Here is a 15,528-nt window from a genome sequence, read left to right as displayed (position 1 = left end):
AACCGGTTGCCACGAGTGTTGCCGCAGTTCCCGAGCCACTGAGCGGTCGAAGGGGCGGGGATGACGAGGAAGAGCAACGGGGACGGCGGGGGCCGGAGCACGATCCGGGACGTGGCGGCCCGGGCGGGGGTGTCCGCCTCGACGGTGTCGCGCGTGCTGGCCGGCGATTACCCGGTGAGCACGGCGACGCGTACGCGCGTGATGCGGGCGGTCCGCGAGCTGGACTATGTCGCCGACGCCCGGGCCAAGGCGATCGCGGGCGTCGGCACACCGACCCTCGCCTTCGTACTGGACGACATCACCGGCCCGTCGTTCGCGCACATGGCGCACGGCGTGGAGCGCGAGGCGACCCGGCTCGGGCATCTGTGCCTGGTGTGCAGCACGGACGGCGACACGGAGCACGAGCTGGAGTTCATCGAGACGATGCGGGCCCAGCGTGCCGCCGCCGTGATCCTGGTCGGCGGCACCGCGGACACCGCCGAGTACCGCGCACGGATGTCCCGTATCGCCGACTCGCTGGCCTCGGCGGGCTCACGGCTCGTGCTGTGCGGCCGGCCGCCGCTTGATCCGGGCACCCCGGTGACGGTGATCGAGTACGACAACGAGAGCGGGGCGTACGCGCTGTGCTCCCACCTCCTCGCCCGGGGCCACCGGCGCATCCTGTTCCTCGGCGGCAAGCCGGAGAACACCACGGCCCAGGGCCGCGAGCGCGGCTATCTGGCCGCGCACCGCGCACGCGGCGAGGAACCGGACCCTCAGCTGCTCCTCGCGGGGGACTTCACCCGCGACTCGGGCCACCGCCGCATCCGCCAGGCCCTGTCCCAAGGGCTGGAGTTCACGGCGGTGATGGCCGCCACGGACATGGTCGCGGCGGGCGCGCTCACCGCCCTGCACGAGGCGGGCCTGTCCGTCCCGGACGACGTCTCCCTCGTCGGCTACGACGACATCCCCTTCGCCCGCGATCTGCATCCGCCGCTGACCACGGTCCACGTCCCCTACGAGGAACTCGGCCGCCTCGCCGTCCGCACGGCCCTCGGCAGGACACCGGACGCCCCGAACGAGCACCTCCTGCTGGGAACGCATGTGGTGGTGCGGGATTCGGTGGCGGCGGTGCCTGGGCAGTTAGTTCCGGACGCAAGCGCCAGGGTTTCCTCGCAAGCTCCTGCTGGAGGGTTGACGTGACAACGAACAACACCGGTCCGATCCGCCTCACCGACGGTGCGCACACGGCATTGCGCCCGGCGGCCGCGGCCCGGATCACCGGCGGTTTCTGGGCGGCCAGACGGTCGACCAATGCCGAGGTGAGCATCCCGCAGGGCCCGTCGAAGCTGGAGGAGGCGGGCAACCTCGCCAATCTGCGGGCGGCGGCCGACGGCAAGGGCACCTTCATAGGTGACTTCCAGTTCCAGGACTCGGATGTGCACAAGTGGCTGGAGGCGGCGTCCTGGCAGCTCGCCGACAACCCCGAGAACGACCAACTGGCCGCACACATCGATGAGTTGACGGCTCTCCTGGGGGCCGCTCAGGACGCGGACGGCTATCTGCAGACGTACTACCAGGTCGCGCATCCCGAGCTGCGCTGGCAGGAGCTGGGCTGGGGCCACGAGTTGTACTGCGCGGGCCATCTCATTCAGGCGGCCGTGGCCCACCACCGGGCGACCGGCCGGCGTGAACTCCTGGAGGTGGCCGAGCGGTTCGCGGCCCACATCGACGCGACGTTCGGCAAGGAGAAGGCGATCGACGGGGTGTGCGGGCACCCCGAGATCGAGACGGCGCTGGTCGAGCTGTACCGCGAGACCGGTGAGCGCCGCTGGCTGGACCTCGCCGGCTACTTCGTCGACCGGCGCGGCTACGCCGTGCTGAACGCGGGCGTCGACCGCGGCCACGACCGCGACATGGGCCAGGCCTACTGGCAGGACCGCGTTCCGGTGCGCGAGGCGAACACGGTCGAGGGCCATGCCGTACGGCAGCTGTATCTGCTCGCGGGGGCGACCGACCTGGCGGCGGAGACCGGCGACCCGGAACTGCGGGCCGCGCTGGAGCGCCTGTGGAACGCCATGGTGGCGACCAAGACGTATGTGACCGGCGGGGTCGGCTCGCGCCACGAGGGCGAGGCCTTCGGCGACCCCTACGAGCTGCCGCCGGACCGGGCGTACGCCGAGACCTGCGCGGCGATCTCGTCCGTCCAGTGGTCGTGGCGGATGGCCCTGCTGACGGGCGAGGCGAAGTACTCGGACCTCGTCGAGCGCACCCTCTTCAACGGCTTCCTGTCCGGCGTCGGCCTCGACGGCGACAGCTGGCTGTACGTCAACCCGCTCCAGGTCCGCGAGGAGTACGCCGACCGCGGCGGCGACCAGACGGCCCGCCGCACCCCGTGGTTCCGCTGCGCCTGCTGCCCGCCGAACGTGATGCGGCTGCTCGCCTCGCTCCCCCACTATGTGGCGAGCGGCGACGCGGAGGGTCTGCAGCTGCACCAGTACGCGACGGGGGTGTACGCCGCCGGGGAGGGCGTCGTCCGCGTGGAGACCGCGTATCCGTGGGACGGCCGGATCACCGTGACCGTCGAGGAGGCTCCGGCGGACCGTGACTGGTCGCTGTCGCTGCGGATCCCGTCCTGGTGCACGCAGTTCGAGGCCTCGGCACCCGACGGGAGCGCCCCCACCGAGACGGGCGACGGCTGGCTGCGGACGCGCCGCCGCTGGTCCGCGGGCGACACGCTCACCCTCGACCTCGACATGAGCGTCCGCCTGACCCGGCCCGACCCGCGCGTCGACGCGGTCCGCGGCTGTGTGGCCGTGGAGCGGGGCCCGCTCGTGCACTGTCTGGAGGGCGTCGACCAGCAGCCCGGGGTCCGGCTCGACGACGTGACCCTGCCGTACGGCTCCGAGCCGGCGGTCGCTCAGGAGCCGGAGCTCCTTGGCGGAGTCGCCGTCGTCACGGCCGACGGGCGCCGCCGGAGCGACGGAAGCGGCGTACGGCTGACAGCGGTGCCGTACTACGCCTGGGCGAACCGGGAAGAGGGCGCAATGCGGGTGTGGATTCCCGAGGAGTGAGTTCTCCCGCCGACTCGGCGTCCCACAGGGCGAGTTCACGGTCACGCGGACCGTGCACCACGGGCGGCCCGTCCGCGCCGAAGACGCGCACCGGGTGCGAGGCGTCCCAGGCGGGCCAGCCCGGGTCGCCCTCGGCGGCGAACCGCACCCACGCGGAGTGCATCGCGTCGGCCAGCTCCTTCGGGGCTCCGTCACCCGCGAGCTTGGCCGACTCCGGGACGTCCCCGGTGTCGAAGACGAAGCCGAGCTCCAGGGCGTGACAGGCGCCGAGGTCGGGGAGGTTCGAGGGCCAGGCGAACTCGTACACGTACGAGGAGCCGGGGCGGGCGTCGGCCAGCCGGTGCAGCGGGATGCGCAGCAGGTGGTCGGTGACCATCTGGCCGAGGAGTTCGGCGGGGCGGGCGTCCGGGTGGAGGGCGCGATAGCCGCGCGGGACCTCGGAGCCGCAGTGGCAGCGGGCCATGGCACCGGCCAGGGCGACCGGGCCGAGCCGGTCGACACGTTCCATGAGCCCGCCCGGCACCAGCCACAGCCGGTACTCGTCCTGGGTCCAGCCCATGAGCAGCTCGACGCCCGCCGCGGCACCCCCTTCGACCAGGGCCTCCATAGGGTCCCGCGGGACGAGGTCGTCGTCGACGACGATGCCGAAGGAGGGCCCGCCGAGGACCGGGCTGCTCAGTCGGCCTACCTCGACCTGGGTGCGCAGCAGCAGCTCGCGGTCGACGGCGGCGAAGGCCTCGGCCGTCGCCGGGATCTTCAGCCGGGCCGCCATCCTGCGCACCATGCGCCGTACCTTGTCTCGGTCGAAGGCTTCGGGCGGCGCGCTCTGCAGGACGGCCCGTCTGAAAAGGCCCTGTGCCTGCGGGGCGGCGAGCAGGGCTCCGGTGCTGATCGCCCCGGCCGACTGGCCGAAGACGGTCACCCGGTCCGGGTCGCCGCCGAACTCGGCGATCGCCTCGCGCACCCACTCCAGGGCAGCCAACTGATCGCGCAGGCCCGGGTTGGGCGGGGTGTCCGGGAAGAGGCCGTAGCCCTCCACGCCCAGCCGGTAGTTGATCGAGACCATGACGACGCCGTCGCGGGCGAAGGCCCGTCCGTCGTAGACGGGCACGGCCGAGGAGCCGCGGGTGAGTGCGCCGCCGTGGATCCACACCAGCACCGGCAGCCGGGCCCCTCGGCCCGGCTCCGGCGTCCACACATTGAGGTTGAGGCAGTCGTCACCCGGCACGACCGGGTCGGACAGCAGCCGGGCGAAGGCCTCCGAGTACGGGGGCTTCGGCGGTGTCGGCCCGAACGCGCCCGCGTCGCGCACACCGTCCCAGGGTGTGGGCGGCACGGGCGGCCGGAACCGGCGGGGGCCGAAGGGCGGCGCGGCGTACGGGATGCCGCGGAAGACGGCGATCCCGTCCTCGTACCTGCCGCGTACGTCCCCGTACGGGGTCCTGACCGTTGGCTGCGTCCGGTCTGCCGTCATCCGAGCACCAGCTCCTCGCACGCTCGTGAACCGTCGTTCACTTCAGAGCACCACACCTCCTCCGGTTATTCCGGCGTGCGTCGCTGGTGGGCGGCTACTTGGCGTACATCAGCGTGCCGAAGCCCGTCTGGTCGTAGCCGCCGCTCGTGGAGCCGTAGTCGCCGCCTCCTCCCTCGGGACGGACGCGCTCGGCCATGCGCGTGATGTACGGAACGGACAGGCCCCGTCGCCGTGCGTAGTGGTAGTGGAGGATGTCCCACACCGGCCTGACGTGGCCGCGGCCCCCGGAGGCGATCACGGTGTGGGACCGCTGGGCGCAGTTCGTCCCTGTCCCCCAGGTGTACGTGGTGAAGGGGACGTTCTCGCCGAGGTTGTACTTCGCGACGTACTGGGCGGCCTTCATGAACCGGTTGCCGTCGTAGCCGTACAGGTCGTCGCCCTGGTTCCAGGCCATCTCGCAGAAGGCGCCCATCTGGCCGATGCCCATCATGGTGTGCCCCTGGTCGCGGCCCGACTCCTGCCACTGGGCGAGGTTGTCGGGGTGCAGGAACGGCACCGCCTTGCGGATGGCTCCGTTGCCCGCGCCGTTCTTGAAGTAGTTCACGGCCTGGTCGTACTTGGCGCCGTCGTCGCACAGGATCCCGATCGCGAGGATCGAGTTCATGGTGCACAGGTCCCAGTTCGCCCAATAGTTGGTGATGCAGGCCCCGTTGTGGTTGGTCAGGAACTGGTTGTTGAGCGGGTAGAAGACGTTGAGCATCATCCTCTTGAACCGCTCGAGGTCGAACCCGCCGTAGCCGCGCATGAGTTCGGCGGCGTTCGCGAACTGGTAGCCGTAGATCCCGGCGGCCAGGAAGCGGTCCGCGTTGCCGGTGACCGAGGTGAGTCTGGACGACCAGGCGTTGAGGATCCGTACGGCGCACTCGGCGTTGTCCCGGGTGCCTCCGACCTGCCAGCGCAGCGCGTTCTGGTAGGCCGCGTGGATGTCGTTGAAGAGGATCCCGTAGTTCTGGCCGTCGCCGCCGCGGATGATCGTGGCCTGCGGGTTGGGCTGCCAGGTGCTCGCGGAGTGGCCGTTGGCGGTCAGGCGCTGCCAGCCGGACAGCCACGGCTGGGCGCCCTCGCGGACCCGTACCTTGGCACGGTTGAGTTCACCGTAGGCGTGCAGCATGCCCGGGTGGGTGAAGGTCGCCGGGGCAGCCTCGGCCGAGCCCGTGAGGGCGGTGGCCGAGGCGCCGACGGCGAGGGCGGCGGTGAGACCGCCGGCGGTCTTGAGGAGACCGCGGCGGCTCACTTCCGGTTTTTGCTGGAGGTGCTGGTGGGGGGATGTGCGGCTCATGTGGTGCATCTCCAATCCCGTGGGGGATCTACAGGGGGGTGATGCTCACCTCGCTGAATCGCGCGGTGCTGCGGGCCAGGGGGTCGCGGGAGCAGACCACGAGGCCCACGTAATAGGGGGCGTCACCGAAGCCGGAGACCTCGCCCGTGGCGAGGGCGGTCCAGGTGGCGCCGTCATCGGTGGAGACGGCCGCGGTGAAGGCGGTCCCAGCGCGCTTCAGCCGCAGCAGACAGGGGGCGGTGACCGTGCCGTTGCCCGTGAACGCCGAGCGTCCGGCCACGGTCGTACGGAGCATCAGCTGGGCGGCGGTCCCGCCCGTGACGATCGCTCCGGCCGCCTGGTCGAACGGTGACAGCGACTTGGCCATCAGCAGCCCGACCCGGTCGGCACTCGCGCCCTCGCGGGAGACGAGCCGGGCGGTGACCTCGCAGTCACCGGTGACCGGCCGCCGTACGAACTGACCTGTCATCCCTTGGTTGTTGACGGTCAGGTCGGTCCCGGCACCGCGGACGACGAGGGTCCCGTCCTCGTACGCCGTGCTGCCGGGGGTTCGCACGGCCACCACACCGAATGTCCCGAACTCCCGCTCGTCGAGGACCACGTCACCGAGGTCGCCGTACGTCCAGGGGCCGGGCGGCGGTGTGCCGACCGTGAGCTTGAGCGTGCCGGTCCCGTCACCGACGGCGTTGCCCGCGCTGGTGGTGACGGTGAACTCGCCGGTCTCGGTGGGCGTTCCGGAGATCCAGCCCGTGCGCTTGTCCAGGCGCAGACCGTCGGGCAGGCCGCTCGCGGTGAAGCGTACGGGCTCGTGCGAGGCCCGCAGCAGATACCGGAAGGCGACGCCCTTGTTCGCGAACGCGCCGGTTGCGGAGGTCAGTTCCGGCACCGAGGGACGCGGCATCTTCGCGGTGGCGGGCTCGGACAGCGGGCCGCGTCCGCCGCTGTTGGTCTTGGCGACGGCGTAGTGGTACGTGGTTCCGGGCCGGCCGGTGGCGTCCGCGTACCGGATGCGGGTGCCGAAGCCGACCGGGCCGACGGCGGTCGCGACGGTCACATAGGGGCCGTCGGCGTCGGTCGCTCGGAGCACCTTGTACCGGGCGGAGAGGTCGAGGTCGGTCCAGGCCAGTTCCACCGCGTCTGCGCCCGCGGTCGCCCGCAGGTCGCCGGCGGTGCGGGTGGAGCGCGGCACGGACCAGACCTCACCGGAGCTGGAGGTCACGGTGACGTTGTCGAAGGCGCCGGTGCCAGTCTCGGCGTACTCCTCGTCGACGCCGAGGGAGGAGGTGAGGGCGATTCCCGCGTACGCGGTGCGCCCCAACTCCACCTCCGTGGACCCGACTTCGGTCCAGCGGATACCGTCCGGGGAGATGGCTCCGGTGCAGCGGCGGCCCTTGCGGGTGACGCGCACCCAGTACGGCATGCGCATCCGGTAGCCGTCGCCCGCACCCTCGACGTATGGGGCTTCGAGCGGGGTCGCCGACTCGGGCAGGGTGCCGAGGTTCGAGATCGGGAACGCCGCGCCGGTGGTGATCGCCTGCTGCTGGGTCGGCGGCACGGGGGTGCTGCCGGTGGCGGAGACGGACGCCCCGGCCTTCGGGCGGACCGTCCACACACCGCTCCAGGTGTGCAGGGGCAGCCCCTGGATGAGCATCGAGGCGTGCGCGGCGCCTGCGTCGAGGGAGTCGCGCAGGGTGACACCGATCTTGGAGTACTGCGAGCTGAGCGGGTACACGATGCGCGCGGTGATGGTGCCGTCGCCGCGCAGCGGCAGGTGCGCGAGCCGGTACGTGTCGGCGGTGCCGCTCGCCTCCAGGACGAACCGTTCGCCGTCGAAGACAGCGGAACCGGCGCGCTTCACATCCCCGACATCCTGGGTCGACCAGGGCTCGGGAAGGCCGGCGGCGGCCGACGCCCAGCCCGAACTGCCGCTCTTTCCTTGAGAGTTGGAGGCGGCGATCTTGTAGTAGTACGTGTCTCCCGCGCGGACGTCGCTGTCGGTGTACACCGGCTTGTCGAGGCCGGAGACGACGCGCTCGTACGGGCCGCCGGGACTCGTGGCCCGCTGGACGGTGTACTCGCTCGCCCAGGCGGACGGCAGCCAGTTGACGGTGACGGCCTTGTCCTCACCCACCGCCGTGACACCGGCCGGAGCCGTGGGCGCGGTCGGGGCGGGTGCCTTGGTGCCGGCGTAGGCGAAGGTGCCGAAGCTCGGCAGGTCGTCGTTGCTGCCCTCGACGACGCGGGCGCCGCCGGTGCCGCGGAAGACGGCGGCCTTGGTGTTCGGGGGGTCGAGACCGCGGACGCCGGCGTAGTGGGCGTAGTACATCTCGTAGATCGGAGGGATGTTGCCGCGGACGCGGTCCGAGACGGTCGTCTTGATGTACTTGCCGGTGCGGTCCAGGTCGGCGGTGAAGGGGACGTCGTTGCCCAGGTTGTAGCGGGCGGCGTACTCGGCGTTGGCGAGGATGCGGTTCTTGTCGAAGCCCCACAGGTCGACGCCCTGGTTCCAGGCGACCTGCGCGGCGTCGCCCATCAGGCCGACGGCGAGCTGCTCATGGCCCTGGTCGCGGCCGCTCTCCTGGCCCTGACCGGAGTCGGCGACCACGCGGTTGCGGACGCTGCCGTTGCCGGTGCCGACCGCGGCGAAGCGGAGGGCGTCCTCGAAGAGGGTGGGCTCCTCGCAGAACACACCGATGGCGAGGATCGTCTGAATGGCCGTCAGGTCCCAGTTGCCGTTGGCGTACAGCATGTATCCGGACACCGCCGGATACCAGACGTCCAGGAAGGACCGCTCGCAGCGGGCGATGCCCTCCTCCGCCCATCCGTCGTAGCCGCTGTGCCGCAGCAGCTCGGCCGCGTTGACGAACTTGAACGCCTGGAGTCCGGCGCCGAGCGGGCCGTCGGCCCCGGTGATCGCGGTGAGCGACTTCGACCAGGCGTTGAGGATGTCCCGCGCCTTGTCGGCGTGGGCGCGCTCGCCGGTGACGCACCACATGAGGGCGTTCTGGTAGGCGGCGGCCGAGTCGGCGACCGCCTGGTTCTGGAAGTTGGTGGGGCCACGGCCCCAGGAGGTGATCTGGCCGGCGTTCTGGATGGCGTAGGTGGGCTTCGAGCGCGCGTGGGCGGCGAGCGCGAGGTAGCCGTCGTGGATCGGGGATTCCTTGGCGGCGACGGCGGCCTTCATACGCGCGATGTCGTCGACTGTATGCAGGAGGCCGGGGTGTGTGAACTGAGTGCGACTGGTCTGGTGGCCGGCCGCCCGGGCGGTGCCGGGCGCGAGCAGTCCGCTCGCGCCCGCCACCAGCAGCAGGGCCGCCGTGCCGCCGAGGAAGTTCCGGCGGCTCGGAGCAGGTGTGATCATGACGCGGCGGCCGCCTCGGCCTCGGCGGTGGTGAGGAACTTGAGGTTCGTCACGTGCTCGTTGACGAACATGGGCACGCCGTCCGAGGCCAGGTACCACCTCGGCTTGCCCGTGCTGTCGGCGATCACCCTGCCGTTGACGCGGAGGTTCTCGAAGGTGACGTCCTTGATCGCGTGCTCCGCGTCGAGGCCGGCGATGATCGAGAGGTCGGCGTTCTTGCCGTTGTAGCTGAGGTCCTTGATGTAGACGGATTCGATGCCGCGGCCTGCCGAGGTGTTGTACTTCGGGTTGTACTCGACCCGCATGTGGATGAGCTGGCCCCAGCGGAAGTCCTCCACGCGGATGTTGTCGAACGTGACGTCCCGGACGAGGTTGCTGTCGCCGACCATGAAGGCGATGGCGCCCTGGTAGGTCACCTGCGGCTCGCGGTGGTCGAGGATGTCGATGTTCTCGTAGCGCAGGTTCTCCAGCACCTCTGGGGTGTCGGAATTGCCGTGCACGCCGATGTTGATCGGGTGGGCGACGTCGGCCCAGAGGGAGCAGTTCTTGACGGTGATGTTGCGGGTGTCGCCGTAGAAGTCCCAGCGGTGGGTGTAGAGGGCGACGCTGTCGTCGGAGGTGCGCAGGAAGCAGCCGTCGATCGTGACGTTCTCGGAGCAGTAGAGCTGGATGCCGTCACCCCAGCCCTGGTGGCTGAAGGCACGCAGATTTTTGATGGTGAGGTTCTTGGACTCGGCGACCCTGATGTTCTCGTACCGGGGGTTGAGGATCGTGACGCCGTCGATCGTGACGTTCTCGCACTTGCGGACGAAGACCGCGCCGCCGGTGGAGTCGTAGACCACGCCGCGACCGATCAGCCGGGAGTTCTCCACGCCCTCGAAGATCACGGCGGAGGTGAGGACGGCGCCTGGGGCCAGGTAGACCGTGGTGCCGGTGGGCACCTTCAGGGTCCGGTCGGGGTGGGTGTGCAGACCGGGCCCGAAGTACATGACCTTCTTGTCGCCCTCGGCGGGCACGTCCTGCTCGATCGGGTTCGCGAACAGGTGCAGGCAGTCGAAGATCTTGTCGTCGATCTGGACGACGAGGTTGCGGGGCCGGTCCAGGGTGAAGCGCGCGGTGCTGCCGAGCACCTCGGGCTTGATGCCGTACGAGTCCGGGCGGATGCGGACCTTCTCGCCGCCGCCCGGGTTGTATGCGACCTCGACCTCGACGGTGCCGGAGAAGTCGAAGGCGGCCCAGGAGGAGTTCTGGGCTCTGTTGCTGCCGGTGATCGGGTCGATCAGTGCGAGCTTGGCGAGGTAGACGCCGAGCTTCTGCCAAGTGCCGCCGAGCGGCCGGACCTTGACGGTGAAGGCGTTGTTGACAGGCACCTTCGGAAGCGTCGGGTGGATGACCACGCTGTCGCCGGCGGCGCCGTTCTCCGCCGCGGCAGCCTGTACGGTGCCGCCGATGCTGCCGGCCAAGCCGGCGGCAGCGATGACACCGGCGGCCTGGAGGGTGGTTCGGCGTGACAGGGGCGCGTTCATACGTAACTCCTTGCAAAAGGTTCGGTAAGAGGGACTACTTCAGTCCGGTCGTGGACATCCCGGCGACGAAGCCGCGCTGGGCGACGAGGAAGATCAGCAGGATGGGGACGACGTACATCACGGAGCCGGCCGCCAGCAGGTTGTTGACCGGCATCCCGGCCTCTGTCACATAGGAGGTCATGAGGGCGACGGAGAGCGTGGTCTTGTCGCTGGACAGGAGCAGCATCGGGGCGATGAAGTCGCCCCAGCTCCAGGTGAAGGCGATCACGAAGCTCGCGGTCAGGACCGGCCAGGACTGCGGCAGGAAGATCCGCCAGAAGATCCCGGCGTAGCCGACGCCGTCGACGATCGCGGCCTCCTCCAGCTCCCGCGGCATCCCGGCGAAGAACTGCCGGAAGAGGAAGACGAGATACGGGGCCGAGGCCATACCCCACAGGACCCACGGCCAGTACGTGTCGACCATGCCGATCTTCGCGAAGATGAGGTACGTCGGGAAGAGCGTGATCATCTGCGGCAGCATCATCGAGCCGAGCAGCACACCGAAGAGGATCTTCTTGCCGGGGGCGTTGAGGCGTGCGAATCCGAAGCCGACCCAGGCGGAGCTCAGGGTGACGAGGATGGCGTAGATCAGGGAGATGATGAGGGAGTTGCGGGTGTAGCCGAGGTACTCGATCTTGGTGAAGGCGTCGGCGAAGTTGTGCCACTGGAACGTTTCAGGCAGCCAGTGCACCGGGGAGGCCGCGAGCTCGGGCGTGGTCTTCAGGCCGGTGATGACCAGCCAGCCGAAGGGGCCGAGCATCAGACCGGTGATCACGACCAGCACGGTGTAGAGCACGAGACGGGAGGCGCGCACCCGTACCCGGCCCCCGGAATCAGGGGTGTTGAGGGGCTCGGGGGTCTGGGCGGCCTGGGAGGTCACGGTAGTGGCGGTCACTTCTTCGCCTCCGGGTCGACGTTGTAGAACACCACACCGGACGTGAACTTGAAGATCAGACCGGTCGCGATGAGGATCAGGACGAAGAGCACCCACAGGAGCGCGGAGCCGTAGCCGTAGCGGCCGAGAGCGAAGTACTCGGCGAACACGTGCATCATGTACATGTAGTTGGACTGCGGGATCGAGGTGACGCCCTTGGGGCTGGCGTCCGCGGCGAGCAGCATGGGCATGATCGTCTGTACCGAGGCGATCATTCCGGTCACGGCCTGGAAGAGCAGGACCGGCGAGAGCAGCGGCACGGTGATGCTGCGGAAGGTCCGCCAGGCGCTCGCTCCGTCGATCCGGGCCGCCTCGTGGAGTTCACGGGGCACGTCCTGGAGCCCGGCCAACGAGATGATCATGATGTTGCCGGCGGCCCAGAGCACCGCCATCAGGATCACGTAGCGGGCGTACGGGTCGTCGAGCCAGGCGATGGCGTCGATGCCGAAGATGTTGAGGACGCCGTTGGTGGCGCCGGAGTCCCGGTTGAAGAGCTGCTTGAAGATGAGGCCCGCACCCACGGGCGGCACCACGGCGGGCAGATACAGCAGGGTGCGCCACAGGCCGCGCGCCTTGAGCGGCCGGTTGACCAGGACCGCGAGCCCCATTCCCGCGATGATCGACAGCGGTACCGAGGTGATGGCGAACAGGCCGGCGCGCCCGAGCGAGTCCCAGGTGACCGAGTCCGAGAGCAGTTCCTGATAGTTGCCGAACCCGACGTACTTCCAGTTGGGGGAGATGCCGTCGAATGTGGTGAAGCTCAGCCACAGCGCGTACGCCATCGGGCCGATGGTCAGCAGCAGGAAGCCGATGATCCAGGGCGAGGTGAACATGTAGAACGCCCGGTGCCGGCGAGCGGTCATGGAGGTCCGGGGCAGGTCACCGGAGCGTACGGCGCCGGTGCGCGCGACCTTCCGGGGCTGCCCGGTGACCTGGGGGATCTCGGGGATCTGGCCGACTGTCATCCCACCTGCTCCTTACCGCGCTTCATCTGCTCGTTGACCGACGAGTTGAGGCGTCCCGCGAGGGTGTCGACGGAGAGCTGGCCGTTCATCGCGGCCGGGATGATCTGGTTGATGATGGCGTCGATGGCTTCGGTCTTGATGTAGGGGGTGAAGGGGGTGACCGAGAAGTGCTTCAGCTCGGCCCTCTGCACCTCCAGGACCCGCTTTTGGTAGTCCTCCTTGTCCGGCATCAGCGACTGGAGCGACTTGAGCGTCGGTATCCCCCAGCCGCCCTCCGCACGGGCCTTGGCCGGCGCCTCGCCGAAGAACCACTCGAAGACCCGCCAGGCGGCGTCCTTGTTCCGCGCCTTCTTCGGCATCCACATGCCCGTGCCGCCCTGGCAGGCACTGATGCGAGGACCGCCCTCGAAGACCGGGGCCGGGGCGAGGCGCGACACCTCCGCCACCTTCGCCTCGGCGTTGATCATGCCGCCCAGCCAGTAGCCGCTGCCGGACATGGCCATCCGGCTCGCGACGTAGGTGGGCCCGTCCCAGGCGTCCGGGTTGGGCTGGATGAGGCTCGGCCCGACCCTGGTCTTGGCGTAGTCCACGTACCAGGTCAGGGCCCTGCGGGCCTCGGGGCTGGTGAAGTCGACCCGGCTGAAGTCGTCGGAGAAGAGGCTGCCTCCGGCGGCGGCCGTCAGGTTGGTGAAGAGGATGCCGAGGCCCAGGCCGTTGTAGCTGCCGCCGTAGACGGTGGTCTGGCCGTTCTTGCGCTGGACGAGCCGCTTGGCGTTGTCCAGCCACTCCTCGTACGTGATCGGATCGGTGTCGGAGGGGTAGTCGACGCCCGCCTTGTCGAAGTGTGCGGTGTTGTACCAGAACATGGCGTCCTGGGAGAAGTCCTTGGCCATGCCGTAGCGGGGGCCCTTGCCCTGCGTGGTGCCGTCGAACCGCCACAGGTCGTTGGCCGGGTCCAGGTCGTCGACCTTGAGGACGGTCGACTTGGCGAAGTACGGGTCGAGGTTCTCGGCCACGTCCCGGGCGGCGAAGTACGGCGCGTCCAGGGCGCCGAGGCCGCGGACCAGGTCCGGAGGGTTGCCGTTGGTGAGCATCGCGATCAGCCGGGTGATGTCGTACGCGACGATGGTGATCTTGACGCCGATCTCCTTCTGAGCCTGCTTGACCAGCTCAGGGGAGACATCGTCGAGATTGACCATCATCGTGACGCTCTCGCTGCCGCCGGGTGCGGCTCCCGCCGTCGACAGCGCGCAGCCGCTCAGGGCCGCCGCTCCGGCCGCGGCACCGCCCGCCGCGAGGGCGAGGAATCGGCGGCGGCTGGGAGGAGCACCAGGGTGTGCGTGCATGTACGCCTCACCTTCTTGCTGGGAGTTGGGCAGGCCGACGGGAGCCGGCACGGAGCCGAGCGGCTCTGGACAACCGGTTGCTATGAGCAGTGGGCAGAGCTTCTTCCTGTCTGGAATCTGCGTCAAGAGTCTTGACGAACTTTCGAAAAGACTGGGTAACCTCGGCGACATGAGCCAGAAGGCCGGAGGGTCGCTCCGGAGTCTGCGGCGAACCAACCAGGAGCAGCTCCTGGCGTTGCTGCTCGATCAAGGTCCCCTGCATCGGGCCGCCCTGGCGCGGCTGGCGGGCGTGTCCCGTACGACGGTGTCGACGATCACCCACGAGCTGCTGGAGCGCGGTCTGGTCGCGAAGACCGAGCGGAAACCGATTGCTGACCTCGACGGACGTGCCGGTGATCTGCTGTCGGTCAATCCGCGTGCGGCGGTCGTGGCCGGAATGAACCACACCTTCGACGGCGTGTGGGTGCATCTCGGCGACCTCGCCGCGCGGGAGGTCGCGAGTGCCGGTACGGCTCTGGATCCCGACACCGGGCCGGCCGAGCGGATCGCGGCCGGTGCGTCGATCCTTGAGCGGCTTCTGGACGAGGAGGGTCTGGGCCGAGGGCAGGTCCTCGGTGTCGGCGTCGGAGTCCCGGGGCCCATTCACCGCGGCACCGGAGTGGTCGGGGTTTCCCTGCCGGGGCAGCCCTGGTCGGATGTGCACGCCGCCGACGAGTTCGAGCGGGCGCTCGGGCTGCCGGTCACCGTGGAGAACAACACCCGCCTCGAAGGCGTCGCCGAGTCCCGCTGGGGCGCCGGCCGCTCGGTGGCGAACCTGCTCTACTTCGGCCTGTCGAGCGGCATCGGCTCAGGGCTGATCCTCGACGGACGCCTGTACCGCGGGGCGGTCGGCGCCGCGGGCGAGCTGGGCCATGTCTCGGTGAGCGTCAACGGCCCCGCCTGCCGCTGCGGCAACCGCGGCTGCCTCGTACTGCGCGCCGGCATCCCCGCCGTACTCGCCGCTCTGCGCCCCGTCTTCGGCGAGACCCTGACCCTCGACGAGATGCTGGACCGCACACTCGCCGGAGACCGCGCGGGCGAGCGGGTGCTCGCCGACGTGGGCACCGTGGTTGGCCAGGCCCTGGCCAACCTGTGCAACCTCCTCAACCCCGAACGCATCATCGTGGGCGGCGAGTTGTCCCGCGCCGGCGAACTCCTGCTCACCCCGATACGCACGGCGATCCGCCGCTACGCCCTCGCCCTGGTCCGCGAAGTGGACGTGGTCCAGGCGGAGTTGGGCCGCGACGTGCCACCCGAGTCAGGCCTCGGCGCCCGAGTCGGCGCGCTCGGCGGCGCGGCCCTGGTCCTGAGCGAGACTCCGGACCTGGCGGCGGCCCTGAACCAGGTGGCGGCCAAGGGGGCGACGGCGTGAAGGGCCTACGCGCTGTGCGTGGAGGAGATCGCGCGCGGCTGGATGTCGGTCTCCGGCATCATCAACACCCACTTCATCGT

10 protein-coding genes are annotated in these 15,528 nt (G+C 69.9%); 3 read left to right on the top strand and 7 right to left on the bottom strand.

Going from position 1 to position 15,528, the window contains the following annotated elements; all coding sequences use genetic code 11:
- Positions 1–60 precede the first annotated feature (60 nt).
- Positions 61–1,182: a LacI family DNA-binding transcriptional regulator gene (locus G6048_RS08990; protein WP_165338932.1), complete on the top strand. Its 1,122-nt coding sequence runs from the start codon at positions 61–63 to the stop codon at positions 1,180–1,182.
- The gene (locus G6048_RS08985; RefSeq protein WP_165338931.1) at positions 1,179–3,053 is read left to right on the top strand and encodes a glycoside hydrolase family 127 protein; all 1,875 of its coding nucleotides are present in this window, start codon (positions 1,179–1,181) and stop codon (positions 3,051–3,053) included. The genes G6048_RS08990 and G6048_RS08985 overlap by 4 nt, the downstream gene beginning before the upstream one ends.
- Here the strand turns inward: G6048_RS08985 and G6048_RS08980 are convergent.
- The 7 genes from G6048_RS08980 to G6048_RS08950 form a co-directional block, all read right to left on the bottom strand.
- Positions 2,935–4,527: a carboxylesterase/lipase family protein gene (locus G6048_RS08980; protein ID WP_165338930.1), complete on the bottom strand. Its 1,593-nt coding sequence runs from the start codon at positions 4,525–4,527 to the stop codon at positions 2,935–2,937. The genes G6048_RS08985 and G6048_RS08980 overlap by 119 nt on opposite strands.
- Before the next feature lie 94 nt (positions 4,528–4,621).
- Positions 4,622–5,866 (bottom strand): alginate lyase family protein, encoded by a 1,245-nt coding sequence (locus G6048_RS08975; protein WP_165338929.1) that lies wholly within the window; start codon positions 5,864–5,866, stop codon positions 4,622–4,624.
- Positions 5,867–5,894: 28 nt separating this feature from the next.
- Positions 5,895–9,227, bottom strand: coding sequence for an alginate lyase family protein (locus G6048_RS08970; protein WP_165338928.1), 3,333 nt, complete (start codon positions 9,225–9,227; stop codon positions 5,895–5,897).
- Positions 9,224–10,753, bottom strand: a complete 1,530-nt coding sequence (locus tag G6048_RS08965; RefSeq protein ID WP_165338927.1) for a glycosyl hydrolase family 28 protein — start codon at positions 10,751–10,753, stop codon at positions 9,224–9,226. Before G6048_RS08965 ends, G6048_RS08970 begins: the two co-directional genes overlap by 4 nt.
- 34 nt (positions 10,754–10,787) lie before the next feature.
- Positions 10,788–11,687, bottom strand: a complete 900-nt coding sequence (locus tag G6048_RS08960; protein WP_165338926.1) for a carbohydrate ABC transporter permease — start codon at positions 11,685–11,687, stop codon at positions 10,788–10,790.
- Positions 11,684–12,691 (bottom strand): carbohydrate ABC transporter permease, encoded by a 1,008-nt coding sequence (locus G6048_RS08955; protein WP_165338925.1) that lies wholly within the window; start codon positions 12,689–12,691, stop codon positions 11,684–11,686. Before G6048_RS08955 ends, G6048_RS08960 begins: the two co-directional genes overlap by 4 nt.
- Complete coding sequence (locus G6048_RS08950) at positions 12,688–14,037, bottom strand: extracellular solute-binding protein (RefSeq protein WP_165338924.1); 1,350 nt, start codon at positions 14,035–14,037, stop codon at positions 12,688–12,690. The genes G6048_RS08955 and G6048_RS08950 overlap by 4 nt, the downstream gene beginning before the upstream one ends.
- A 169-nt stretch (positions 14,038–14,206) precedes the next feature.
- Between G6048_RS08950 and G6048_RS08945 the strand changes: the two genes are divergently transcribed.
- Positions 14,207–15,448 carry an ROK family transcriptional regulator gene (locus G6048_RS08945; RefSeq protein WP_165338923.1) on the top strand — a complete coding sequence of 414 codons (1,242 nt, stop codon included), beginning with the start codon at positions 14,207–14,209 and terminating at the stop codon, positions 15,446–15,448.
- Positions 15,449–15,528: the final 80 nt, after the last annotated feature.

This window comes from Streptomyces ureilyticus (genome assembly GCF_011045025.1).
GTDB classification, from domain to species: domain Bacteria; phylum Actinomycetota; class Actinomycetes; order Streptomycetales; family Streptomycetaceae; genus Streptomyces; species Streptomyces ureilyticus.
This window is presented reverse-complemented; position numbering and strand designations above follow the sequence as displayed.

Excerpts from the sequence above, each read along its gene's own strand:
- G6048_RS08990 (WP_165338932.1), top strand. The coding sequence starts at position 61 with ATGACGAGGAAGAGCAACGGGGACGGCGGGGGCCGGAGCACGATCCGG.
- G6048_RS08980 (WP_165338930.1), bottom strand. The coding sequence starts at position 4,527 with ATGACGGCAGACCGGACGCAGCCAACGGTCAGGACCCCGTACGGGGAC.
- G6048_RS08975 (WP_165338929.1), bottom strand. The coding sequence starts at position 5,866 with ATGAGCCGCACATCCCCCCACCAGCACCTCCAGCAAAAACCGGAAGTG.
- G6048_RS08970 (WP_165338928.1), bottom strand. The coding sequence starts at position 9,227 with ATGATCACACCTGCTCCGAGCCGCCGGAACTTCCTCGGCGGCACGGCG.
- G6048_RS08965 (WP_165338927.1), bottom strand. The coding sequence starts at position 10,753 with ATGAACGCGCCCCTGTCACGCCGAACCACCCTCCAGGCCGCCGGTGTC.
- G6048_RS08955 (WP_165338925.1), bottom strand. The coding sequence starts at position 12,691 with ATGACAGTCGGCCAGATCCCCGAGATCCCCCAGGTCACCGGGCAGCCC.
- G6048_RS08950 (WP_165338924.1), bottom strand. The coding sequence starts at position 14,037 with ATGCACGCACACCCTGGTGCTCCTCCCAGCCGCCGCCGATTCCTCGCC.
- G6048_RS08945 (WP_165338923.1), top strand. The coding sequence starts at position 14,207 with ATGAGCCAGAAGGCCGGAGGGTCGCTCCGGAGTCTGCGGCGAACCAAC.